This is a genomic window from Terrisporobacter othiniensis (assembly GCF_000808015.1).
Lineage (GTDB): Bacteria > Bacillota > Clostridia > Peptostreptococcales > Peptostreptococcaceae > Terrisporobacter > Terrisporobacter muris.
Window position 1 is genome coordinate 17515 of record NZ_JWHR01000110.1, and the last position, 25753, is coordinate 43267.

The 25753-nt window shown below is 29.2% G+C and carries 27 protein-coding genes; 25 read left to right on the forward strand and 2 right to left on the reverse strand.

Features of this window, described 5'->3' with window-relative positions; all coding sequences use genetic code 11:
- The first annotated feature begins 4 nt into the window (after nucleotides 1-4).
- From QX51_RS12625 to QX51_RS20930, 6 genes are all read left to right on the forward strand, one after another.
- Nucleotides 5-724: a segregation and condensation protein A gene (locus tag QX51_RS12625; RefSeq protein ID WP_039680276.1), complete on the forward strand. Its 720-nt coding sequence runs from the start codon at nucleotides 5-7 to the stop codon at nucleotides 722-724.
- Between the two features lies 1 nt (nucleotide 725).
- On the forward strand, nucleotides 726-1262 hold the full coding sequence (gene scpB / locus QX51_RS12630) for an SMC-Scp complex subunit ScpB (RefSeq protein WP_039680277.1): 537 nt from the start codon (nucleotides 726-728) through the stop codon (nucleotides 1260-1262).
- 152 nt (nucleotides 1263-1414) lie between these two features.
- On the forward strand, nucleotides 1415-1660 hold the full coding sequence (locus QX51_RS12635) for a hypothetical protein (RefSeq protein WP_039680278.1): 246 nt from the start codon (nucleotides 1415-1417) through the stop codon (nucleotides 1658-1660).
- A gap of 126 nt (nucleotides 1661-1786) precedes the next feature.
- A complete protein-coding gene (locus tag QX51_RS12640) occupies nucleotides 1787-2254 on the forward strand; it encodes a DUF2953 domain-containing protein (RefSeq protein ID WP_052233046.1) in 468 nt (155 codons plus the stop codon).
- Nucleotides 2251-2688: a GerW family sporulation protein gene (gene ytfJ / locus QX51_RS12645; RefSeq protein ID WP_039680279.1), complete on the forward strand. Its 438-nt coding sequence runs from the start codon at nucleotides 2251-2253 to the stop codon at nucleotides 2686-2688. Before QX51_RS12640 ends, ytfJ begins: the two co-directional genes overlap by 4 nt.
- Before the next feature lie 154 nt (nucleotides 2689-2842).
- Nucleotides 2843-2980, forward strand: a complete 138-nt coding sequence (locus QX51_RS20930) for a hypothetical protein (RefSeq protein WP_200886402.1) — start codon at nucleotides 2843-2845, stop codon at nucleotides 2978-2980.
- Nucleotides 2981-3040: 60 nt separating this feature from the next.
- On the opposite strand, the gene QX51_RS12650 is transcribed toward QX51_RS20930, so the two are convergent.
- Both QX51_RS12650 and QX51_RS12655 read right to left on the reverse strand, forming a co-directional pair.
- Nucleotides 3041-3775: an NAD-dependent protein deacylase gene (locus tag QX51_RS12650; protein ID WP_039680280.1), complete on the reverse strand. Its 735-nt coding sequence runs from the start codon at nucleotides 3773-3775 to the stop codon at nucleotides 3041-3043.
- Between the two features lie 249 nt (nucleotides 3776-4024).
- Nucleotides 4025-4705 (reverse strand): hypothetical protein, encoded by a 681-nt coding sequence (locus QX51_RS12655; RefSeq protein WP_039680281.1) that lies wholly within the window; start codon nucleotides 4703-4705, stop codon nucleotides 4025-4027.
- 163 nt (nucleotides 4706-4868) lie between these two features.
- On the opposite strand from QX51_RS12655, the gene QX51_RS12660 reads away from it, so the two are divergent.
- The 19 genes from QX51_RS12660 to QX51_RS12750 all read left to right on the forward strand — a co-directional run bounded on the left by QX51_RS12660 (nucleotide 4869) and on the right by QX51_RS12750 (nucleotide 25596).
- On the forward strand, nucleotides 4869-9164 hold the full coding sequence (locus QX51_RS12660) for a PolC-type DNA polymerase III (RefSeq protein WP_039680282.1): 4296 nt from the start codon (nucleotides 4869-4871) through the stop codon (nucleotides 9162-9164).
- Between the two features lie 80 nt (nucleotides 9165-9244).
- Nucleotides 9245-9481, forward strand: coding sequence for a YgjV family protein (locus tag QX51_RS12665; protein ID WP_039680283.1), 237 nt, complete (start codon nucleotides 9245-9247; stop codon nucleotides 9479-9481).
- Between the two features lie 202 nt (nucleotides 9482-9683).
- Nucleotides 9684-10145 (forward strand): ribosome maturation factor RimP, encoded by a 462-nt coding sequence (locus QX51_RS12670; protein WP_039680284.1) that lies wholly within the window; start codon nucleotides 9684-9686, stop codon nucleotides 10143-10145.
- Nucleotides 10146-10189: 44 nt separating this feature from the next.
- Nucleotides 10190-11245 carry a transcription termination factor NusA gene (gene nusA / locus QX51_RS12675; protein ID WP_039680285.1) on the forward strand — a complete coding sequence of 352 codons (1056 nt, stop codon included), beginning with the start codon at nucleotides 10190-10192 and terminating at the stop codon, nucleotides 11243-11245.
- Between the two features lie 12 nt (nucleotides 11246-11257).
- Nucleotides 11258-11533: an RNase P modulator RnpM gene (gene rnpM / locus QX51_RS12680; RefSeq protein ID WP_039680286.1), complete on the forward strand. Its 276-nt coding sequence runs from the start codon at nucleotides 11258-11260 to the stop codon at nucleotides 11531-11533.
- Entirely contained in the window at nucleotides 11523-11831 is a 309-nt protein-coding gene (locus QX51_RS12685) for a L7Ae/L30e/S12e/Gadd45 family ribosomal protein (RefSeq protein ID WP_052233047.1), read from the forward strand. Before rnpM ends, QX51_RS12685 begins: the two co-directional genes overlap by 11 nt.
- A 24-nt stretch (nucleotides 11832-11855) precedes the next feature.
- On the forward strand, nucleotides 11856-13799 hold the full coding sequence (infB, locus tag QX51_RS12690; protein WP_039680287.1) for a translation initiation factor IF-2: 1944 nt from the start codon (nucleotides 11856-11858) through the stop codon (nucleotides 13797-13799).
- A gap of 27 nt (nucleotides 13800-13826) precedes the next feature.
- Nucleotides 13827-14210 (forward strand): 30S ribosome-binding factor RbfA, encoded by a 384-nt coding sequence (gene rbfA / locus QX51_RS12695; protein ID WP_039680288.1) that lies wholly within the window; start codon nucleotides 13827-13829, stop codon nucleotides 14208-14210.
- Nucleotides 14203-15183, forward strand: a complete 981-nt coding sequence (locus QX51_RS12700) for a DHH family phosphoesterase (RefSeq protein WP_052233048.1) — start codon at nucleotides 14203-14205, stop codon at nucleotides 15181-15183. The genes rbfA and QX51_RS12700 overlap by 8 nt, the downstream gene beginning before the upstream one ends.
- A gap of 12 nt (nucleotides 15184-15195) precedes the next feature.
- Nucleotides 15196-16104, forward strand: a complete 909-nt coding sequence (gene truB, locus QX51_RS12705; RefSeq protein ID WP_039680290.1) for a tRNA pseudouridine(55) synthase TruB — start codon at nucleotides 15196-15198, stop codon at nucleotides 16102-16104.
- Between the two features lie 24 nt (nucleotides 16105-16128).
- Entirely contained in the window at nucleotides 16129-17058 is a 930-nt protein-coding gene (locus tag QX51_RS12710) for a bifunctional riboflavin kinase/FAD synthetase (protein ID WP_039680291.1), read from the forward strand.
- A gap of 101 nt (nucleotides 17059-17159) precedes the next feature.
- Nucleotides 17160-17414: a 30S ribosomal protein S15 gene (rpsO, locus tag QX51_RS12715; protein ID WP_039680292.1), complete on the forward strand. Its 255-nt coding sequence runs from the start codon at nucleotides 17160-17162 to the stop codon at nucleotides 17412-17414.
- A 98-nt stretch (nucleotides 17415-17512) separates the two neighbouring features.
- Nucleotides 17513-18355: a DegV family protein gene (locus QX51_RS12720; RefSeq protein WP_039680293.1), complete on the forward strand. Its 843-nt coding sequence runs from the start codon at nucleotides 17513-17515 to the stop codon at nucleotides 18353-18355.
- Nucleotides 18356-18488: 133 nt separating this feature from the next.
- A complete protein-coding gene (gene pnp / locus QX51_RS12725; protein ID WP_039680294.1) occupies nucleotides 18489-20594 on the forward strand; it encodes a polyribonucleotide nucleotidyltransferase in 2106 nt (701 codons plus the stop codon).
- Nucleotides 20595-20977: 383 nt separating this feature from the next.
- Entirely contained in the window at nucleotides 20978-21727 is a 750-nt protein-coding gene (locus QX51_RS12730; RefSeq protein ID WP_039680295.1) for a polysaccharide deacetylase family protein, read from the forward strand.
- Nucleotides 21728-21821: 94 nt separating this feature from the next.
- Nucleotides 21822-23063 (forward strand): M16 family metallopeptidase, encoded by a 1242-nt coding sequence (locus tag QX51_RS12735; RefSeq protein ID WP_039680296.1) that lies wholly within the window; start codon nucleotides 21822-21824, stop codon nucleotides 23061-23063.
- Between the two features lie 105 nt (nucleotides 23064-23168).
- Nucleotides 23169-23414: a YlmC/YmxH family sporulation protein gene (locus tag QX51_RS12740; protein ID WP_039680297.1), complete on the forward strand. Its 246-nt coding sequence runs from the start codon at nucleotides 23169-23171 to the stop codon at nucleotides 23412-23414.
- A 9-nt stretch (nucleotides 23415-23423) separates the two neighbouring features.
- The gene (dapG, locus tag QX51_RS12745; RefSeq protein ID WP_039680298.1) at nucleotides 23424-24632 is read left to right on the forward strand and encodes an aspartate kinase; all 1209 of its coding nucleotides are present in this window, start codon (nucleotides 23424-23426) and stop codon (nucleotides 24630-24632) included.
- Between the two features lie 127 nt (nucleotides 24633-24759).
- Nucleotides 24760-25596 (forward strand): ClpP family protease, encoded by an 837-nt coding sequence (locus QX51_RS12750; RefSeq protein ID WP_079764700.1) that lies wholly within the window; start codon nucleotides 24760-24762, stop codon nucleotides 25594-25596.
- Nucleotides 25597-25753: the final 157 nt, after the last annotated feature.

The following is a 25753-nucleotide window of genomic DNA, read 5'->3' on the forward strand; positions in this document are numbered from 1 at the left end:
TTTAATGAAGTACAATATACATTTAAATGTTTATGATGGACCTTTAGACTTACTTTGTGATTTGATTTCAAAACAAAAAATAGATATAAAAGATATATCAATCTCAGAAATTACAAGTCAATATTTAGCTTATATAGATATGTTGAATGAGATGGACTTGGAGGTTGCCAGTGAATTTATAATAATGGCATCAAAATTAGTTGAGATAAAATCAAAATATTTATTATATAAACAACATCATGAAGAACATGAAGAAGATCCAAGATTAGAATTAGTAGAAAAATTAGAAGAATATAAGAAATTTAAAGAAGCTTCTTTAAACCTTAAAGAAAATGTTCACTATACTTGTGATACTTTCTTTAGAGCTAAAGAAGAAGTAATTGTAGATAATAAAATAGACTTAGATGAAATATCTATAGAAGCTATCAGGACAATTCTTCCTATGATATTAAAAACAAAAGTTATAGAAGGTTTTGATAAAACAGAAGAATTAGATATGATAGTGAAAAAAAGAGTAGTATCTTCAGAAGAAAAAATGTCGGACTTAAGAGAATTAATGAAAACTGAAGATAAAGTAAGTTTTGTTGAACTAGTCGGACCTTATGATAAGGATGAAACTATAGCCACATTTTTAGCTATTCTTGAATTAATAAAAGAAAAGCTAATAGTTGTAGTTCAAAATGAATTTTTTGATGATATTCTTATAATAAAGCGTGGAGTGTAAAATGAATAGAGAAGAAATAAAATATATAATTGAATCAATTATGTTTGCTTATGGAGAACCTATAAGTATAAAAGAACTTAATAGTGTTATCAATGAAGAACTTTCGCATAAAGAAATAGAATTTATGTTAAATTCTTTAATTGATGAATATAGAGAAAATAATAGAGGTATTCAAATTATAAAACTAGAAAATAAATACCAAATGTGTACAAATAAAGATTATGCTGACTATATAAAAAAGGTACTAGAGCCAAAGAAAAGAAAATCTTTAAGTCAAGCTACACTAGAAACTCTAACTATTATTGCATACAAACAACCTATTACTAAAGTGGAAATAGAAAGTATTAGAGGTGTTAAATGTGATAAAGTTTTGCAAACACTTTTAGAACATGAGTTAATAAGAGAAGCCGGACGACTTAACAAAATAGGGAAACCTATCATATACAAAACAACTCAGGAATTTTTAAAATTATTACAAATAGAAAGTCTAAAAGATTTACCACCAATAGATACTTTTGAAGGTGAAGAAGAAATTTAGTAAAAAATTCGCTTTGCTTGACATAGGAAGTGGACGAATTACTTACTATCATTTTAGGTAATAACCTTGCTCAAAAATCAATAAAAAAATATTATATGCTGTAAGGTGTGATAGTATTTCAATAAGAGGATAAAAAGTTAAGGGGGATAAATATGAAAAGTAAACTTGCAATGATTGTATATGTATTATTTGCAATAGTAAGTTTTTTCTTTGGAGTAATGATGTTTAGAATGGGTGATACTTTAAGAGGTGTATTATTCATGGTTGCAGTTGCATGTTGGGGTATGTGCATCTACAACAATAGTGGAACAATTAGAAGACAAAAGCAAAGAATGGCACCTTCTACAAAAAATTCTGTATCAAACAAAAATAATAAAAAGAAATCAAAATCTAGATAAAAAATCATAGGCGTATAGCCTATGATTTTTTTGCCCTAAGGCCTATCTTCTTTTATTTAGTATATATCCATAAGTTTTGCAAACAATATAGAATATGAGATATTTTAATTTGAAATATATATGTTTATGTATTTTTTTAATATTAATTTTGTTATAAAATTAAAAATTAAATTATTATTCAAATTAATAAGACTAAAAATTCAACTATATCCTTCAAAGAAAATTAAGCGTAAGAAAAAAAGAGGAAGTTTAAAGGATTTAAAAAAATTAGATGGAGAGTTAAGTAATATTATTAATTTGATAAAAAAAGTAAAAATAATAGAAATTTACTCAAATATATATTTTAGCAATAGCAATCCATATGTAACTATATATATTAATGCATTAATTAATGGTATTTATGGAACCATAACAAATATATGTGAATGTGAAAAAATATATTTAAACATAGTGCCTAAGTTTACTGAAAATAATATTAAAGGAAGTGTAAAAGTACATATAAAATTTAGACTAAACACCATGTTTAAGTCTATTCCAATACTTATAAGAATAATAAAATTAAAATTTAAATCTAAGGAAGGTGACAAAAAATGACAGCAACAAATTCAATACAAAGCATTATGGAGACAACTCTTGAGACTATAAAAAATTCCATAGATTCTAATACTATAGTAGGTAACCCAATAAAAGCGGAAACATCTGTTATTGTACCCATATCAAAGGTAACTGTAGGGTTTGGTATTGGAGGAGGGGAGTATAACAAAAGTTGTAAAACTAATACAAATTGTGATGCAAATTTTGCGGGAGGAAGTGGAGGAGCGATTACAATATCCCCTGTAGCTTTTGTTGTAGTAGAAAATGGAGAAACACGTTTAATTTCCTTAGAGGATAATGTTAATCTAGTAGATAATATATTAACAGTAACTCCAAGAATAATAGATAAGGTTCAAAGAATTTTAAAACATGATAGCAATGTTAAGTTTCAAGAGGATATGGATAATAATGTCGAAATAAATAAAAGAAAATAATTAAAAAGAATAAGTTCTATTGCCGTTTTATGTCAAAGAACTTATTTTTTTAATAAATAAATGTAAATTTTAATAAATAAAGGTAATTTTATAGATTTTTTTGGGAATAATATGTATTAAGAAGAAGTAGGACAATAAATGGGAAGGTGTTTCTATGAACATACTTGAAGCTGCATCAATTATAAAAGACTCAGCCGAGAAAATAGCACAAGAAAAGGGTATAAGCGAAGAAGAAGCATATTATGAAGCTGTTTTAATATATAAAGATGTATATGAAAAGGAAAAAGAATAAGGTAAGACCTAATCTTACCTTATTTTTAATATATTATGTAATTTTTATATTTTGACTTATTTATAGTATTACTTGTGAAAGTACTTTTCCTATGGAATCATTAATTACTACAGAGGCTTTTGTATCATAACCTGTGCTACTTTTATTGATAAGTACTATACTATCACCATTAAAGTAGTCAATAAAGCTAGCTGCAGGATAAACCACTAATGAGGTTCCACCAATAATTAATAAATCTGCATTGCTTAAAGCATTAACAGTTTCGTTTACAACAGAGTTATCTAATGGTTCTTCATACAAAACCACATTAGGTTTAACTATACTACCACAAACATCGCAGTAAGGTACATTTCCACCTAAGTTTAACAATTCTTCTAAGGTATAAAACTTTCCACATTTAGTGCAATAATTTCTATGTACAGATCCATGAAGTTCTAAAACATTTCTGCTTCCAGCCATTTGGTGAAGACCATCAATATTTTGAGTAATTATAGCATTTAATTTACCCATGTATTCTAGTTTGGCTAGTGCTATATGAGCATTGTTTGGTTTAGCATCTTCATAGATTAATTTATCTTTATAAAATTTAAAAAAATCTTCAGGATATCGCATAAAAAAGGTATGAGATACTAATTGTTCAGGAGTAAAATTTCTGTTCAATCTTTCATTGAATAAACCAGAGGCACTTCTAAAATCTGGAATGTTAGATTCTGTAGATACACCTGCCCCACCAAAAAATACAATATTATTATGACTATCTATAAGTTCTTTTAATCTTTTAATATTATCATCCATATATAGATACCTCCTAAAATAATATTTATAATATTATAATACCAAATATTCACAAAAATAAGTACAAGTATGCAAAAAAATGTGATTATTTTAATTATTTCAAACAAAGTTATATCAAAATGTATATGTTTTAAGAAAAAAATTGCTTTGTCTTAGCCACTGTGTGGGTAGCCCTTTTGTTTTAGTGTATTAAGTTAGAAGTTCAATATTAAAAAGCTTTCTTGTTTTTAAAGAAAGCTTTTTATATTATCAAACAAAATATCTTTTATATTTAAAGAAAACCTCTAAATTATTTTCTTTTACAATAGTTTTAAGATCACCATAATTGTATGTTGCAAGAGCATACTCTCTAATTTTGGAAAATAAAAACTTTTCATTTTCATTTTTAAAATTCATAATAGTTTTTGCGATTTCCCAGGCAATAGATTCTCTTTTTATTAAATTTTTCTTGAAAGTTACTACACTTTCTTCTAAATCTTTAGGTAAGTTATTCTTATAATAGTCATCTTGAGAAATATCGACATTATAATATATCATTTTTTCAATAATATCAGTCAAAATTTGAGAATGTTCCCATTTATTGTTGGATATACTTTCGTCTAATATATGACCAACTTCATGAGAACAGACACATTTAGCTATTATTCCTAAATTTTCTTCTGATATATGGATATTATAATAATCAAAGGTATTTACATAAAAATAGAAATTATAACAAAATGATAGAAAGCCAATTTTAGTTACTAGTAACAATCTTAGTTTTGGCAGCGCACATATGGGTGTATCTTTTTTATTAGAATAATAAAGATGTACCTTTTTATCTATTTTTGAATTGAATTCTTTTATACAGCTTTTAAATAACTTTTTTCCTCCCAGATTATCATAATATGTGGACATATAATTTATGTCAAAAATATTATCGCATGCCATATTTAACACCGCCTTACTTTTAATTGTGGTCATACTATATAATATTAACTAAGTGATATTTTGAAGCTAATCCCAAAGAATAAATTTTATTTTATTTAACATAATAATAAATTTATTTTAGATGTGATATAATAATTTATCTAGGAAAGGAAGTGATAATCTCATGGATAGTATTAAAGACTATTTAGAAAAGTTAGAAATTAAAAATAGTAGATTAGAAAGGCAGTTAAAAGAAGTAGAAGTATCTAAGGTTGTATATTTTAAAGAGGACAGAATTTTTTATATGTATTTAATATCAAAGGATATAATATCTCATGAGATTCTAGATGAACTTAGAGAAGAATTACTAGGTAAATTGAAATACTTTAAAAATATTAGACTTAAAATTAAGTTTAATGGTTTTGGTAGAAAATCAGAAAAAGATATAGTAAAAGCTTATTGGCATAATATCTTGTATATATTAAAAAAAATCTGCCCAGCTATCGAAGGATGGAAAAAACAAGTAGAATATATGTGTCTAGATAATACACTAAAAATAAAAATTCCTAAAGATATTTTTTATGAAAAATTGAAAAAGAATAATATAGAAGAAGTTGTAAGAAATGTATTATTAGAAGAATTGGAAATTGATTATGAAGTTAAAGTAGAAAAAGCTATTACCGAAAAGATAGATAGAAAAAAAATAATGGAAAAAACTGACAAAGAGATTGAGGAATTAATCAAAGAAATGGAATTTGAAGTGGTATCTGAAGAACATGAAGAAGAAGGATATGTAATTAAGGATGAACATGATGAACATTTAATTTATGGAGAAGATGTAAATAGTTTAGTACATCATATTAAAGACTTAAATCAAAATTCTAAAACTGTAGCTATTGTAGGTGAAATATTCAATATAGAAAATAAAGAATTAAGAAATGGTAAAATACTTTCGATTATGTCTATAACAGATAATAGTAGCTCTATTAACTGTAAATTATTCTTAAATGACTTGAATAAAGATAAAGTACTAGATAGAGTAAAAGAAGGTTCTTATGTAAAAATAAAAGGTGATATATTGTATGATACTTACCAAAGAGAAATAACCATGACTATAAGTGGTATTAGGCAAGAAGAAAAGCCTCAAAGAAAAGATAAATGCAAAAAAGGTAAAAGAGTTGAACTACATGCTCATACTCAAATGTCTTCTATGGATGCGCTTTGTCCCACTAAAAAACTAGTTAAGCAAGCCGCTACTTGGGGACATAAGGCAATTGCCATAACAGACCATGGAGTGGTACAGGCTTTCCCTGAGGCTATGGATGCAGGAAAATCAAATAATATAAAAATACTTTATGGAGTTGAAGGATATTTAGTAGAAGATAATCTACCTGTAATACAAAAAGCTAATGATAAAGACTTATCTCAGACATTTGTAATATTTGACTTGGAAACTACAGGTTTTTCAAATAAAAATGATAAAATAACTGAAATTGGTGCTGTAAAAGTTGAAAACTTTAAAGTTGTAGATAGATTTAGTCAGTTGATAAATCCTGAAAAAGATATTTCTTATAAAGTGCAAGAGCTTACAGGAATTACAAATGATTTAATAAAAGATAAACCTACTATAGAAGAAGTATTGCCAAAGTTTGTTGAATTCATTGGAGATAGTGTCTTAGTTGCTCACAATGCAGATTTTGATATGGGATTTATGCAACAAAAATGTAGGGAGCAAAATATTGAATTTAAAAATACTTCGGTAGATACATTGACATTAGCTAGAACCCTACTTCCTTATATGAAAAGATTTAGATTAAATCTTATAGCTAAGGAACTGGGAATTCCTTTACTTAATCATCATAGAGCCGTAGATGATGCGGAAGCTACAGCTCATATATTTATTAAGTTCTTAGAAATGATACGTAAAAAAGGTGGAGAAAAACTAAGTGATGTAAATACAATTTTAGGGGATATAGATTATACAAAACTTAGAACAAATCATGTTACATTAATTGCTAAAAACCAAATTGGGATTAAAAATTTATATAAAATAGTATCTGATGCCCATGTAAATCATTTTTACAGAGCGCCTAGAATATTAAAAAGTGTTTTGGAGGAATATAAAGAAGGAATAATAGTTGGATCAGCTTGCGAAGCAGGAGAAATATTTCAAGCGGTAAAGCAAAATAAAAGCGATGAAGAGATGGAAAGAATAATATCTCTTTATGATTATGTTGAAGTTATGCCAATTGACAATAATAGATTTATGATTGATAAAGGCGAAGTAGAAGGTGAAGAAGAATTAAGAGATTTAAATAGAAGAATGATTGAAGTGGCAAAACGTTTTGGAAAAATTCCTGTAGCCACAGGAGATGTCCACTTTATTGATAAGCATGAAGCTGTATATAGAAAGGTACTTAAGTATTCACAAGGATTTAAAGTAGATGAGGAAGAAACTTACCTTCATTTTAGAACAACGGATGAAATGTTGGAAGAATTTAAGTATTTAGGAGAAGACTTGGCTTATGAAGTAGTTGTGGAAAATACTAATAAAGTGGCAGACTTAGTAGAAGACGTACTACCTATTCCAAATAAAACTTTCCCACCTGTAATTGAAGGTTCAGACGTGGAACTGAGGGAAATGTGTAATGAAAAGGCAGAAAGAATTTATGGTTCGCCTCTTCCTGATGTTGTTAGAAAAAGACTAGACAGAGAGTTAAACTCAATCATAAGCAATGGTTATGCAGTTATGTATATAATCGCTCAAAAACTAGTTGCAAAATCTTTGTCAGATGGATATCTGGTTGGGTCAAGGGGATCTGTTGGTTCATCACTGGCAGCTACCATGAGTGATATAACAGAAGTTAATCCACTTCCAGCCCATTATGTTTGTGAAAATCCAGAGTGTAAATACTCTTATTTCTATGAAATAGGTGAGTGGGGTTCAGGAGTAGATTTACCAGATAAAGATTGTCCTAAATGTGGTAAACCACTAAAAAAAGATGGTCATGATATACCATTTGAGGTTTTCCTTGGATTTGAAGGTGATAAAGAACCGGATATAGACCTTAACTTCTCGGGTAGTTATCAATCAGTAATTCATAAATATACAGAAGAATTATTTGGAGAAGGTCATACTTATAAGGCAGGAACAATAGGTACTGTAGCTGAAAAAACAGCATTTGGTTATGCTAAAAAATTTGTGGAAGAAAATGATTTAAATTCTACATCAGCAGAAGTGCTTAGACTTGCTAATGGATGTACTGGGGTAAAAAGAACGTCAGGACAACATCCTGGAGGCATAATGGTTATTCCAGACTATATAGATGTATATGATGTTACACCTATACAATATCCTGCCAATGATACAAGTTGTGGAGTTATAACTACTCACTTTGACTACCATTCTATAAGTGGTAGGATACTAAAACTTGATATACTTGGGCACGACGTTCCTACCATCATCAGAATGATTGAAGATATTACAGGAAAGATTGCAACAGAAATTCCTCTAGATGATAAGGAAACTATGTCATTATTTACATCTACCAAGGCTCTAGGAGTTACGCCGGAGGAAATTGACTGTCCAATAGGTTGTCTGGCAATTCCTGAATTTGGGACAAAGTTTGTTCGACAAATGCTTCTTGATACAAAACCAACAACATTTGCAGAACTTGTACGTATTTCTGGATTATCTCATGGTACTGATGTTTGGTTAAATAATGCTCAAGATTTAGTTGTGGAAGGAACTGTTGAGTTTAAAGATGTTATATCTACTCGTGATGATATAATGAACTACCTTATATTTAAAGGGCTTCCACCAAAGATGGCATTTACCATAATGGAAAGTGTTAGAAAAGGTAAAGGTTTAAAACCTGAATTTATAGAAGAAATGAAGAAATATGATGTGCCAGACTGGTATATAGGATCATGTCAAAAAATAAAATACATGTTCCCCAAAGCCCATGCCGTGGCATATGTTATGATGAGTTTCAGACTTGCATATTATAAAGTTCATTATCCAGCAGCTTTTTATGCAACTTATTTTACAATTAAAGCAGAAGATTTTGATGCAGATTTAATTGTAAAAGGAATAGATGTTATAAGAAATAAGATGAATGAAATTCATGAATTAGGTAATGATGCAACAGCTAAAGAGAAAAATATGTTAACAGTTCTTGAGGTTGCTTATGAAATGTATGCAAGAAATATAAAAATACTACCAGTAGATATTTATAAATCTGATGCAGCGGAGTTTAAAGTTATAGATGATAATACAATTTTACCACCAATGATAGCTCTTCAAGGAGTGGGTGAAAATGCAGCTATTCACATCCAACAAGAAAGAGAAAATGGAGAGTTTATATCTAAAGAGGACTTAAGAAAGAGAACAAAAATATCTAAAACTGTAATTGAAACTCTGACAATTCATGGATCCTTGGATAACATGAGTGACAAAAATCAACTTTCATTATTTTAATAAATTATAGCTGAATTATAGTATGAAAAATGAACAAACTAAGTATATTAATGTATTTATAATTATAAGGAGGAATTAATATGTTTAGTTTTGAGCCCATAGAGTTAGTAGGATATGGTGCATCTATTTTAATTGCAATATCACTTACAATGACAGATATGTATAAGTTAAGAATAATAAACTCAGTAGGATGCTTAATGTTTGTTATATATGGCTTAAATGTGGGTGCCTATCCAGTAGCTTTAGCTAATGCTATAATAATTATTATAAATATTTATAACGTATATAAATTAAGAGGAATGAATGAAAAAAGTTAAAAAATATAAAATTTTTATAATTGATATTTAATTAAAGTAATGTGGCTATAGATACAAAATAAGCACAAAAGCTTGTAAACATAAGATTTTTATGATATTATGATATATAAAATAGTATATTTGCAGAAACTAAGAGTGAGACAAAGGTGCTCACTCTTTTATTTTAAATACTATAAATACAACTGAATAGGAGGTAAATAATATGAAAAAGAACATAGCTACTGAAATAGAACAATTAGTATTACCTATTACAGAGGCAAACGACCTAGAGTTAGTAGATGTTGAATACGTTAAAGAAGGCGGAGAATTCTTCCTTAGAGTTTACATCGACAAAGAAGGTGGAGTTTCTTTAAACGAATGTGAATTAGTTACAAGAGCATTAAATCCAATTCTAGATGAAAAAGATCCAATAAAGGATAATTATTATTTAGAAGTATCATCTCCAGGTCTTGATAGACCGCTTAAAAAAGATAAAGACTTTGTGAAATACCAAGGTAGAGATGTGGAAATAAAACTTTATAAATCAATGAATGGTTCTAAAGTACATGAGGGAGAACTTGTTAGTTTAACAGAAGAGAAAAATATTAAAGTTATAATAGATAATGAAGAAGTCGAATTTAATAAAAAAGATGTTGCACTTATTAGATTAGCTATAAAATTTTAGTGGTAATATTAATGTGTTAACATTAATATAGGGAGGATAAAATAATGAATCACGAATTCATAGAAGCACTAGATGAATTAGAAAAGGATAGAGGCATCGATAAAGATGTACTTATAGATACTATAGAACAAGCATTACTTACTGCATACAAAAAGAACTTTGGTTCAGCACAAAATGTTAGAATAGATTTTAACAGAGAAAGAGGAGACGTTAAAGTTTACTCACAAAGAAGAGTTGTTGATGAGTCAGACTTATATGATAACTTCTTAGAAATAGAACTTGATGAAGCAAGACAAATAAATCCAAAATACGAACTTGGAGATATAATAGAAAATGAAGTAACTCCAAAAGATTTTGGTAGAATAGCAGCTCAAACAGCTAAACAAGTAGTTGTTCAAAGAATAAGAGAAGCTGAAAGAGAAATAATATACAATGAGTTTATAGAAAAAGAAGGAGAATTAGTAACTGGAGAGGTTGCTAGAGTATCTGATAACAAGAAAATAGTTTACGTAAGACTTGGTAAAATAGAAGCATCTATGCCAGAAACAGAACAAATACCAGGGGAATACTTTAAAGCTGGAGATAAAATAAAGGTATATATATTAGAAGTGAAGAAAACTAATAAGGGACCTCAAATAGTAGTTTCTAGAAGTCATCCAAATCTAGTTAAGAGATTATTTGAATCAGAAGTGCCTGAAATATTCCAAGGTATAGTTCAAATAAAATCTGTATCTAGAGAAGCTGGTTCAAGAACTAAAATGGCTGTTCACTCAATAGATGAAAAAATAGATCCAATTGGAGCTTGCGTAGGACCAAAAGGAACTAGAGTTAAATACGTAGTTGATGAATTAGGTGGAGAGAAAATAGACATAATAAACTACAGTGAAAATCCAGCAGAATTTGTATCTGCATCTCTTAGTCCATCAAAAGTAGTTAAGGTAGAAGTTAATGAAGATGAAAAATCAGCGTTAGTTGTAGTTCCAGATTATCAACTATCTTTAGCTATAGGTAAAGCAGGACAAAATGCTAGACTTGCGGCAAAACTTACGAATTGGAAGATAGACATCAAAAGTGAATCTCAACTAAATGACGAAGAGTAAGGAGGGATTACTTTGAATAAAACAAAAAAAGTACCTCAAAGAAAATGTATTGCTTGTCAAGACAGAGACAACAAAAAAGAATTAATTAGAATTGTAAAAAATAAAGAAGGCGAAATTTTTATAGACTTAACTGGAAAAGCAAATGGAAGAGGAGCATACATATGCAAGGATTCTGAATGTTTAAAAAAAGCTATAAAGAGTAAAGCTTTAAATAGAGCATTTAAAATGGAAGTGCCTAATGAGGTATATGAAAAATTATTATCGGAGTTAGAATCTTATGAAAAATAATATGGACAAAATACACTCATTACTAGGCCTTGCAATGAGAGCAGGTAAATTAGTATCTGGAGAAGATGCAACGATGTTAGATTTAAAAAAAGGAAAATTAAATTTAATTATAGTTGCAGGTGATGCATCAAATAATACAAAAAAATTATTTAATGATAAATCATCTTATAGAAAAGTAAATTGTGTAGAGATATCTACAAAAAGTGGTTTAGGAATATCTATTGGTAAAGATTCTAGAGCAGTTATAGGAATTAAAGATATAGGGTTCGCAAATAAAATTATACAGTTAATGGATTAACAAATATTAATAGGGGGTGATCTTGTGAATAAAACAAGAGTATACCAAATAGCAGAAGAAGTAGGAATGTCAAATAAAGACATCTTAGCAAAAGTAAAAGAATTAGGAATAGAAGTAGAAAATGAAAAATCTGAATTAGAAGAAGAAGATATTGAATTATTGCTTGATTTAATAAAAGAAGAAAGTGGAAATTCTAATGTTATAACTGTTGAAGGATCTTTAACAGTACAAAACTTATCAGATGCATTAGGAAAGTCAGTAAATGAAGTAATTATGAAACTTATGAAAATGGGAACTATGGCATCAATAAACCAAGAAGTAAGTTTTGAAATAGCATCTTTAGTAGCTAGTGATTATGGATTTGAGTTATCAGAAGGAAATGATAAGGATGATGAAGAGGAATTAGAAGCAATAGATGCTCTAATAGAAATAGAAGAAGATAGTGAAGAAGATTTAGTGAAGAGACCACCAGTTGTAACTGTAATGGGACACGTTGACCATGGTAAGACATCTTTACTTGATGCAATAAGACAAACTAATGTAACTTCAAGTGAAGCAGGAGGAATAACTCAACATATAGGTGCTTCTGAAGTTATGGTAAATGGAGAAAAGGTAGTGTTCTTAGATACTCCAGGACATGAGGCCTTCACTTCAATGAGAGCAAGAGGAGCTCAAGTTACAGACATGGCAATATTAGTTGTTGCTGCAGATGATGGTATAATGCCTCAAACAATAGAAGCTATAAACCATGCTAAAGCTGCTAATGTTCCTTTAATAATAGCTATAAACAAAATAGATAAGCCAGGAGCAAACCCTGATAGAGTTAAGCAAGAACTAGCTGACCAAGGTTTATTAGTTGAAGACTGGGGTGGAGATGTTATATCAGTTCCAGTATCAGCTTTAAAAAGAGAAGGTATAGATACTTTACTTGAAATGGTTCTTTTAGTTGCTGAAATGGAAGAATTAAAAGCTAACCCTAATAAAAGAGCTGTAGGTACTGTTATAGAAGCAGAACTTGATAAAGGTAGAGGACCAGTTGCAACTATACTTGTTCAAGGAGGAACTCTTAAAGTTGGAGATCCGATAGTAGCAGGTGTTGCTAGTGGTAAAATAAGAGCAATGATAAACTCTAAAGGTAAGAGGGTTAAAACTGCTGGACCTTCTACTGCCGTAGAAATATTAGGATTATCAGAAGTTCCACAAGGTGGAGATCAAGTTGTTGCAGTTCCAAATGATAAGGTGGCAAGAATAATATCAGAGAAGAGACAACAAATGGCTAGAGAAGAAATGTTAAAATCTAATCAAAGAATGTCACTTGATGATTTCTTCTCACAAATGGGAGATGCTGACGTTAAAGACTTGAATATAGTTATAAAAGCAGATGTTCAGGGTTCTGTTCAAGCAGTTAAACAATCACTTGAAAAATTATCTAACGATGAAGTAGCAGTTAGAGTAATACATGGTGGTGTTGGAGCTATAACTGAATCTGATATAATGCTTGCAACTGCATCTAATGCTATAATAATAGGATTTAACGTAAGACCAGTTCCAAGTGCAGAAATGTTAGCTAAAAAAGAAGGTGTAGATGTAAGAACATACACTATAATATACAAAGCTATAGAAGATGTTCAAGCAGCTATGACTGGTATGCTTGACCCAGAATATAGAGATGAGGACACAGGTAAAGCAGAAATAAGAGAAGTTTACAAAATATCTGGTGTTGGTACTGTATCAGGATGTTATGTTACATCTGGTAAAATATTCAGAAATGGTAAAGTTAGAATCGTAAGAGATGGAATAATAATTCACGAGGGTGAAATACAAGCACTTAAGAGATTCAAAGATGATGTAAAAGAAGTTAATAACGGATACGAATGTGGTATGAGTTTTGTTAACTACAACGACATAAAAGTTGGAGATATAGTAGAATCATATATAACAAAAGAAGTTGAGAGAAAATTAAAATAATTAACAAGAGTAAAGAAGGTTGATATTATGGCATCGTATAATAGAACACGTAGAATAGGCGAAGAAATCAGAAAAATAGTAAGTACTATGCTTATTAACGGAATAAAAGACCCTAGAATAAACTCTATGGTAAGTGTTACAGATGTGGAAGTTACTAGCGACTTAAGCTATGCCTACATATACGTAAGTATTTTAGGTGGAGATGAAGAATCTACTTTACAAGGTTTAAGAAACGCAGAAAGCTACATCAGAAGAGAAATAGGTAGAAGTATAAAAATAAGACATATCCCACAAATCATATTCAAAGTAGATGATTCTTTATTAAAAGGTATGTATATGGACAGCCTTATAAAGAAAGTATCACAAAAAGATCAAGACAAACTTCAAGTTGAGGATAATGAAAATGAATAGTATAGATACTATTTTAAAATATATACATGGAAGTGACGATTTTGTCGTTACTTCTCATGTTAATCCAGATGGAGACAATATAGGTTCAACTCTTTCAATTTATTATTTCTTAAAAAAAATTAATAAGAGGGTTTACTATGTAATGAATGATGGCATGCCTTTAAACATGCAATTTCTTATTGAAGACATAAATATAATAAACTCTAGAGAATTTAAAGAGATGAATATAGACAAATATAATTTGATTACTTTAGATTGTGGAGATAAAAATAGAATATGTGTAGATGCTGATATTAAAGATAATTGTATGAAACTAATCAATATAGATCATCATGCAAGTAATGATTTTTATGGAGATTTAAATCATGTAGTAGCTGAAGCATCTTCCACTTGTGAATTAGTATATAATTTACTTATGAGAAATGAAGAAATAAATAATTTCAAGTATATAGATAAAAATATAGCTACAGCTCTTTATACAGGTCTTATGACTGATACAGGGAAACTTACATATTCAAATACTCATGCAAGTAGTTTTGATATGGCAAAAAACTTGCTGATATGTGGAGCTGATACACAAAAAGTAGTTCAAAATGTTTTTGGTAGTAATCCATTTAATTTTTATAAATTGTTAGGAGAATCACTAAATACTCTTGAGATTATAAATACTAAAGTGGCAATAATGATGGTAACAAAGGATATGCTTGAAAGATATAATATAGATTTTAAGGATATAGATGGCATTGTTCCATATGCTAGAGATATAGAAAATGTAGAAATAGGAATTTTGCTTAAAGAAAAAAGTAAGAATGAAATTAAAGTTAGCTTAAGATCAAAATCATTTGCAGATGTAAGTCGTGTGGCTAAATCATTTGGTGGAGGTGGTCATGTAAGAGCTGCTGGTTGTACTATAAATGATAGTATTGAAAATGCAAAAATAAAAATATTAGAAGAAGCATTAAAAGAAATTTAAGGATGATTTTTAATGAATAAAATAGTAAATATATTAAAACCTACAGGAATGACATCTCATGATGTGGTAAGTAGTGTGAGAAGAATTTTAAGCATAAAAAAGGTTGGCCATACGGGTACATTAGACCCTGATGCAGCTGGAGTTCTTCCTATATGTTTAAATAAGGCTACAAAAGTAAGTGAACTTATTTTAAACAAAGAAAAATCGTATATATGTGAATTAACATTAGGCGCTGCTACAGACACTTATGATTCTTCTGGAGTAATAACATTTGAAGGAGATGCTTCTAGTATTACAAATGAAGATATCTACAAGGCTTTTGAAGGACAAAAAGGAGAGATTAATCAGTATCCTCCTGTCTATTCAGCTTTAAAAGTTAATGGTCAAAAAATGTGTGACTTAGCTAGAAAAGGAAAAGCAGACACTATTGAAATTAAACCAAGGAAAGTTAAAATAGAAAAAATAGAAATTTTAAATATAATTGAAAATAAAATTTTGTTTTTAGTTAAATGTTCAAAAGGGACTTATGTTAGAAGTATATGTCATGATATTGGACAGTACTTGAACTGTGGAGGGCATATGTCCTTTTTACTTAGAACATCTTCTGGAAAATTTAACTTAGAAAATTCAATAACTCTAGAAGAATTAGAAAAATATTATAATGATAGCACTTTAGAAAATTACTTATATGATATTGATTATGTTCTAGATAATTTTAAAAAAGTTGAATTAAAAGATACTGCTCTTAAATACTATAGAAATGGTGGAACAATAGATTCTAAAAGATTTACAAATGATAATTTATCAAAAAATGATGAATATGTTAGAGTATATTGTAATGATGAATTTATAGGAACTGGGAAATTATTAAAAAATAATAACACTATTAGTCTAAAGAGTGATAAAATTTTTATAGAATAACTATTATATCAGTGGGGAAAAGACATGATTATTATAAATTCTTTAAATGAAATAGAAAGTTTTGATAAAAGTGTTGTCACTATAGGTAAATTTGACGGTATTCATAAAGGGCATGAAATACTTATAGAAAAAGCTGTTGATTATTCAAAAAGAGAAAAATTAACAAGTATAGTTTTTACATTTAAAAATAGCCCTATAAGTTATTTTTCTAATATTATAACAAGAGAAATAATTACAGAAGTTGAAAAAATGAATAAGCTTGAGGCATTAGGTGTAGACGTAACTATAGATATACCTTTTAACAAAGATATGGCAGAGATATCTGCTGAAGATTTTGTAAAAGAAATACTAGTCAATAAGCTATGTGCAAAAAAACTGGTTATAGGTCATGATTTTGCTTTTGCAAAAAATAGAGAAGGTACTCCACCAGTATTAAAAATACTAGGGAAAAAATATGGATTTGATGTAGAGGTAATTGCTCCTGTAATTATTAATAACATAAGAGTAAGCAGTACTCATGTAAAAGATTTAATATATGCAGGTAGAGTTGATGAAGTAAAGAGTTATTTAGGAAGAAACTATACAATTGAAGGTATGGTAATTCAGGCAAAACAGCTAGGTAGAACTTTAGGATTTCCAACTGCAAACCTTAAATTACAAGAAAATCTTATTATACCTAAAAGAGGGATATATGCTACAAAGGTACATATTGGAAATGAAGTGTACGTAGGTGCTACAAATATCGGTTATAATCCTACAGTAAATGGAGAAAAAATGTCAGTAGAAACAAATATATTGCAATTTGACAAAGATATTTATGGCAAAACTATAAAACTTGAGTTTTTGGAAAGAATAAGAGATGAAAAGAAGTTTAAAGATTTAAACGAATTAAAAATACAATTGAAGATGGATACTAATTATATATATAAAAAGTATATTTGCAAAAGTAGCTAAGTTATGATAAAATAATCAAAGTAACCATTACTCGGCATATGAATACTCCAATCAATGCTTAGTAAATGGCGATTATATTAAAATATTTGGAGGTATATCAAATGAATAAAACAGAAATAATAAGAGAATTTGGAAGAAAAGAAGGAGATACTGGTTCTCCAGAAGTTCAAATAGCTTTATTAACAGCTAGAATAAACGAATTAAACGAGCATTTAAAAGTTCACAAAAAAGACCACCATTCAAGAAGAGGATTATTAAAAATGGTTGGTAGAAGAAGAAACTTATTAGCTTACTTAAAAGAAAAAGACTTAGAAGGTTACAGAGCATTAATAGCTAAATTAGGATTAAGAAAATAATCTTATTACTTTATTTAAAAAGCAGGTATACTTATAGTACCTGCTTTTTTGTATTAATAAAAAAGTGAATAATTAATTTCTATGAGGGGGCAGTAGCCATGAATATTAAGATATTATGCGACAGTATGTGCGACATTCCTGAGGAAATATTAAAAAAAGACTTTTTAGAAATGATTCCGCTTACTATCAATATAAATGGGAAAGAATATAAAGATGGCATAGATTTTACTAAAGTAGAATTTTATAATATTTTAGAAAGTAATGAAACTTTACCTAAAACATCTCAAGTTACATATATTCAATTCAAAGAAGCTTTTGAAAAATATGTAAATGAAGGTTATGATGTAATTTGTTTGACAGGTTCATCAAAAACTTCAGGCACATATCAAAGTGCAACTATGGCCAAAAATGATGTTGATGGGAATATATATATTTTTGATACATTATTTTTATCTCTAGGAAGTGGTCAATATGTAATTAAAGCTTGTGAATTAGTAGAAGAAAGTAATTTGAGTGCTTCTGAAATAGTTGATGAACTAGAAAATATTAGAGAAAGTGTCAATTTATTTTTTGTACCATTTACATTAAACTATTTGAAAGAGAGTGGAAGATTGCCAAGTGTGGTATCTTTTGTAGGAAATATGTTAAATATAAAACCTATATGTACCATGGAAGATGGAAAAAATAAAATAGTAACAAAAGTTAGAGGATCTAGACAAGTTGCCTCTAAATTGGTAGATATGATTTTAGAAGCTAATGGCAATGATTTAGAATCTAAAATTATTACAATAGGATATGGTTCCAATGAATCAGATTTTGAAAAGCTTAAAGAAGAAGTTGCTAAAAGAATAAAGGCAAAGAAAATCTTTATTACTAGAGGTGGATCTTGTATATGTGCTCATACAGGGCCAGAAATTTTGGCAGTAAGTTCTTCCAATTAGTTAATAAATAAGAAGACATACTAAAACGCTAATTCTTTACATTGTATAATTATATTGTTAATTAGTAGTAATTTTGTTAATATAGTACATAGAAGAAATAGTGGTTTTAGTATAAGAGGAGGTACAAGCATTAATGTTTGAACATAAAATTTTCACAATGGATTTAGCAGGAAGAGAGCTTTCTGTTGAAATAGGAAAAATTGCACAGCTTGCAAGCGGTAGTGCAATACTTAGATATGGTGAGACTATGGTTATGGTTAACGTATCTAAATCAGCTCAACCAAGAGAGGGAGTAGATTTCTTCCCACTAAGTGTTGATTATGAAGAAAAATTATATTCAGTTGGTAAAATACCAGGTGGATTCTTAAAAAGAGAGGGTAAACCATCAGAAAAAGCTATACTTACATCAAGACTTATAGATAGACCTATAAGACCTTTATTCCCAAAGACTTTTAGAAATGATGTACAAGTAGTAGCTACAGTTTTATCTGTAGATCAAGACTGTACTCCTGATATAGTTTCTATGATAGGTTCATCAGTTGCTTTATCAATATCTGAAATACCTTTCAACGGTCCAACAGGTTCTGTATGTATAGGTTTAGTTGATGGAGCATTAGTTGTAAATCCTACAGCAGAAGAAAGAGAAAAAAGTGAACTACACTTAGTAGTTTCAGGAACTAAAGAAGCAGTAATGATGGTTGAAGCTGGAGCTAATGAAGTACCAGAGTCATTAATGCTTGAAGCAATATTAAAAGCTCATGAAGAAATTAAGAAAATAGTTGAATTTATAGAACAAATCCAATCTGAAGTTGGAAAAGAAAAAATGGAATTTGTTGAAACTAAACCAAATGCTGAGATAGAGGCTAAAGTTAGAGAAATAGCTACTGAAGGTATGAAAGAAGCTGTTAGAGTTGTTGAAAAGCTTGAAAGACAAGAAGCTATGGATGCTGTTAAAGAACAAACTATAAATAGTTTTGATGAAGAAACTTTAGAAGAGTTTGGAAATGATATACTTGCTACTTTAGATTCTATAATAAAAGAAGAAGTTAGAAAAGCTATAGTACATGAAGGTAGAAGACCAGATACTAGAAAAACTGATGAAATAAGACCAATATGGTGTGATCATGGATTTATACCAAGAGCTCATGGTTCAGGATTATTCACAAGAGGACAAACTCAAGTAATGACTGTAACAACTTTAGGAGCTTTAGGTGATGTTCAAATATTAGATGGACTTGACGAAGAAGAAAACAAGAGATATATGCACCACTACAACTTCCCTGCTTACTCTGTTGGTGAAGCTAGACCATCAAGAGGTCCAGGAAGAAGAGAAATAGGTCATGGAGCTTTAGCTGAAAGAGCATTAATTCCAGTAATACCTTCAAAAGAAGAATTCCCTTATGCTATAAGACTTGTGTCAGAAGTATTAAGTTCAAATGGTTCTACATCTCAAGGTTCTGTTTGTGGGTCTACATTATCTTTATTAGATGCAGGTGTACCTTTAAAAGATATGGTTGCAGGTATTGCAATGGGACTTATAGAACACGATGGGAAAATGGCTATACTTTCAGATATACAAGGTATGGAAGATCATTTAGGTGATATGGACTTTAAAGTTGCTGGTACTGAAAAAGGTATAACTGCTATACAAATGGATATAAAAATAGCTGGCATAGATGAAGAAGTATTAACAAGAGCTTTAGCTCAAGCTAGAGTTGGTAGACTTCATATCTTAAATGAGATGAAAAAATGTATAGATAAGCCAAATGAAGAATTATCTAAATATGCACCAAAAATAGTTACTATGAGAATAAATCCAGATAAGATAAGAGATGTTATCGGAGCTGGTGGTAAAGTAATAACTAAGATAATAGATGAGACTGGTGTTAAAATAGATATAGAACAAGATGGTGAAGTATTCATAGCTGGTATAGATATGGATATGATTAGACTTGCTCAACAAAAAATATCTGATATAGTAGCAGAAGTAGAGTTAAATGAAATATATAAAGGTAAAGTAACAAGAGTAGTTAACTTTGGAGCTTTCGTTGAATTACTTCCAGGAAAAGAAGGATTACTTCGTATAGGAAACATAGCACACGAAAGAATAGAAAAAGTTGAAGATGTATTAAACGTTGGAGATGAAGTAGAAGTTAAGGTTACTGAAATAGATGATAAAGGTAGAGTAAATTTATCTAGAAAAGTGTTACTACCTAGACCAGAGAGAAAAAATAAATAATAATTAATTTATAAAATAAGGGAACGAGACATAGTCTCGTTTTTTTTATTTTATAAATTTTTATTTTATAAATTAATTATTTGAAAATATGAATTGAATTTTAAGCAACATATTTGTCTGAAGCGTGAGCAAAGACATAATGTTGGCGCTATGAAAGAATTGAATTTTAAGCAACATATTTGTCTGAAGCGTGAGCAAAGATATAATGTTGGCGCTATGAAAGAATTGAATTTTAAGCAACATATTTGTCTGAAGTGTTATGCAAAGATATATCGTTGGCATGATATTTTTAGATAACAAATCCTATTCCTAAGAATAAATTATAAGTTGTAATAATAAACTTAAAATAAGAAATAATTTGTACATATTAGGAGGAAACCCATATGATAATGATGGTGCTAAACAAAGGTAAATTAAAAAAAATAATAATTTTTATTCTAATCATTGTGCTTATAGCATGTGGAATTACATTTACGCTTAAGAAGAATCAATCAACCCCAAGTATTAATATTTTAGATCTGGCCAAAGCCCCCTATACTCAGGGGACAAAAAAAGATAGTGGCTATGTTGCACTAACCTGTAACGTAGATCTGGGGTGGGAAGATGAGTATGTAATATCTATTTTGGAAACTTTAAAAAAGGAAAATGTTCATATTACTTTTAATGTGACGGGTAAGTGGGCCGAGAATAAAAAGGACTTGCTTTTGAGGATTAAAAAAGAAGGCCATGAAATAGGAAATCATGGATACAAGCATTTAGATTATGCTAATTTGTCTTACGATGATAATTACAATCAAATAAGTACTTCTAAAAAAATAATTGAAGATATTATAGGTGAAGAAACTAAATTTTTTCAAGCACCAGCAGGATCTTTTGGTTCAAACACAATTAAAGCAGCAGAAAAATTAAATTACATATGTTTTAAATGGGATGTGGACACTATAGATTGGCAAGATAGGGATAATCCAGAAAAAATAATTGAAAGAGTAAAAAACAAAAATATAGTAGATGGAAGTATTGTTTTAATGCATCCAACAGATGCCACAACAAAATGCTTGGATGATATTATTCAAATAATAAAAGATAAGAACTTAAAGCCAGGAAGGCTTAGTGATGTGTTTGTTGTTGATTAAATTAAGTTCCTAAACTATAATTAATACTATAAATTTTTTTAATTTATAAAAATTAAAGTGTATAATGACGTTATGTAAGAATTTGGAGGACGATATGTATAAATGTCAAACCCTAAAAAATGGGCTTACCATTGTAGGAGAAGAAATACCTTATTTAAAATCTGTGTCTCTTGGGATTTGGATAAATACAGGATCTAGACTAGAAACACCTAAGGAAAGTGGCGTGTCTCATTTTATTGAGCATATGTTATTTAAAGGAACTAAAAATAGAAGTGCCAAAGATATAGCAAGAGATATAGACAATATTGGAGGGCAAATAAATGCTTTTACAAATAAAGAATGTACATGTTATTATGTTCACCTTTTAGATGAGCATATAAATATCGGTATAGATGTTTTAAGTGATATGATATTAAATTCAAACTTTAATAATAAAGATATAGATAAAGAAAGAGCAGTAATATTAGAAGAATTAAAAATGTATGAAGACTCTTTAGATGACTTATCCTATGATCTACTAGTAGAAAATATATATCCTAATGATGGTCTAGGTATGAACATACTTGGTAATAGAGAAACTATTAAAAGTTTAAAGAAAAAAGATATTTTAAATCATTATAATAAGTATTATGTTCCTAATAATGCGATTATATCAATTTGCGGCAATTTCAATTTTGAAGAAGTTGTAAAAGAAATAGAAAAAAAGTTTAGTAGTTGGGAAGAGAGAGAAGTAAATATTGAGGTAGAAGAAGCTGAGTTTCATTCTTGTTTTATAACTAGAAATAAAGATAGTGAACAAGTTAACATAGCAATTAACTTAAAGGCGATACCAGAAGAGAACGAGAAAGAATCATATGCTTTAGCTGTTGTAAACAATATATTTGGTGGAAGTACCAGTTCTAGATTATTCCAAAATATAAGGGAAGATAAAGGATTAGTATACTCCATATATTCATCTCAAACCTTGTATAAAAAATGTGGAGAGTTAGGAATATTTGCTAGCACCAGTGAAGAATACTTAAAAGAAGTTTACAATTTAATAATGAAAGAAATAAAAAATATAAAAGAAAACTATGTTACAGAAGAAGAACTTAAAGAAAGTAAGGAACAGTTGAAAGGTAATTATATATTAAGCTTGGAAAGTATTAGCTCAAAAATGTTATCTAATGGTGAATCTATGCTGCTTAATAATAAAATCAAAGATGAAGATGAGATTATTGAACATATAAATAGTGTAAATATGGAACAAGTTAAAGCAATTATTAATAAAGTATTTAATATAGAGAACTTAGGAGTATGCATAGTAGGAAAAAACGTAGAAGGTGTTCAGATATAATTATAAAAAGTAAAGTTTAATCAAGACGATCCTTTAAATGATAATGAGGATATATCGTTGACGCTATGAGCAAAGCAAATTTTAAAATTTATCGGGGTGAAAAATATGAATTTATCTGAATTAGCTGGAAAAGAAATAGTAAACTTAGTTAGTGGAGAAAGACTTGGAGTAATTGGTGAGTGCGATATTATAATAGATGAAACTACAGGTAAAATATTAGCACTATCCATACCAAGAGAAAGAGGATTTTTTGGTATAAGAAGGGATAGAGGAGATTTAGAAATTCCGTGGAGGAATGTAAAAAAAATTGGCAATGATATGATAATCATTGAATACGATGGTATATATTAGGAGGCATATATGGGGATTTTAGTACAAAAATTTGGTGGTACATCAGTAGCATCAGTTGAAAAAATGAATGAAGTATGTAATATAATAGAACAGTATAAAAAAAAGGGGAACGACTTAGTAATAGTAGTATCAGCCATGGGAAGAAAAGGAGAACCCTATGCGACTGATACACTAATAAATTTATGTACTAATGTTAACAAGAAAACTAAAAAACGAGAACTTGACTTAATAATGTCTTGTGGAGAAATAATATCAGGAACCATACTAACTTCAATGTTAGAAGGAAGGGGAATACCAGCTGTATTTCTAACAGGAATGCAAGCAGGAGTAATAACAACTAAAGTTTTTTCAAACTCAAAAATAAAAGAAATAAATCCGACGAGAATTCAACGAGAATTAGATGAAGGTAAAGTAGTTGTGATAGCAGGTTTCCAAGGAGGCACAGAAGATGGAGAAGTTACAACTTTAGGAAGAGGAGGTAGCGATACATCTGCAGTTGCCATAGGAAAAGCTCTAGGATGTGAAACTGTACAAATTTATACAGATGTAGATGGTATAATGACTGCAGATCCAAGAATAGAGCCATCAGCAAAAATACTTGATTACTGTGATTATGAAGAAGTATTCCAAATGGCAGAAAAGGGAGCCAAAGTTATTCACCCAAGAGCAGTGGAACTTGCGAAGAATGGGGATATTGTTTTAGAAATAAAAAATACCTTGAATCCTACATGTAAAGGTACTAGAATTGGTTTAACTCGTTGTGTTGTAGGCGATTATGAAGATTTCCAATCTAGATTTATGACATCGGTAGCTCATAAAGATAATATAGCTCAAGTTAAAGTAAGGTCCTCTGAAGAGTTATTTTCAAAAATATTAAATGAAATGGAAGAAAAATATATCAACTTAGATATGATAAACTTCTTTACAGAAGAAAAGGCATTTGCCCTAGATCAAAATAATATTTCTATAGTAGAAAAAATTTTGCAAAAATACGATGTAAAATATGATATTAGAAGACAATGTGCAAAAGTAACTCTAATTGGTTCAAAAGTTACAGAAACTCCTGGTGTTATTGCAAAAGTAGTGAGAGCTTTATCAAAGGCAGGTATTACTCTTTTACAATCATCAGACTCGTATACATCTCTTACTTGCTTAGTAAAAGAAGAGGATATGATAGAAACTGTTCATGCGATTCACAAGGAATTCTCAAATCAATAGCAAACCCAAAAAGCAAGATATATTGTATCTTGCTTTTTAGCGTGGAAAACTTGGTATAAGAAAGTTAAGAATTATTTCATACTCATTGGGAAACATAAAATTAAATATATTATATGAGGTGAAATAAATGATAAAAAAAGAAAATAATATGAATGAATACATAAATGATAACTATAATTTAAATGAATTGGAATTAGAAGATAAACCTAAAGAAGATGAAGAAAAAAATAAACCTAAAAATAATGAAAGTAACAATATAAAAAATAGTAATATCGAAGAAGATGATGATGACAGTGATAAACTTCAGGATATAAAACAAATGGGAGTTCCTAATATGCCTCCTAACTCAACAAAAGAAATTCAATGTATAACTATAATAGGAGAGATTGAAGGACATTTTGTAGGAAATCCTCAAAAAAAATCAACAAAATATGAGCATATAATACCTTTGCTATATTCAGTTGAAGAAAGTAGCGAAATAAAGGGAATACTTGTTATACTAAATACTGTTGGAGGAGATGTGGAAGCGGGTCTTGCTATGGCAGAATTAATAAAGAGTATATCTAAAAAAGTAGTCACTTTAGTCCTTGGAGGAAGTCACTCCATAGGAGTACCTCTTGCTACTTCGGGAGATTATTCTTATATAGCTCCAACGGCAACAATGATAGTTCATCCAATAAGAACAAATGGATTGGTAATAGGTATTAATGAAAGTTTTGAATACTTTAAAAAAATGCAAGAGAGAATAGTTGAATTTATAACAAGAACTTCTAACATTGAAAGAGAAGAGCTTAATAAACTGATGCATGCAAAAGATGAACTTATTACTGATGTGGGAAGTGTTTTGATTGGTAAGGAAGCCGTTGAATGCGGCCTTATAGATGAAGTGGGTGGACTAAAAGAAGCTCTAGCAAAACTAAGAGAGTTAATAAAAGAAGATAACAAAAATGAAGGAAATAAATAAGATTTGTTTAAAATAAGTAATATGTGATATAATGATTTAATAATTAAAAGTGTTAATGTATACCATTAACACTTTTAAATTTTAATGAATTTATAATTTATTTGGCTTGTGGATGAATTATAAATTTGAATTGATAAGGGATAAGAAATAAGAGGTG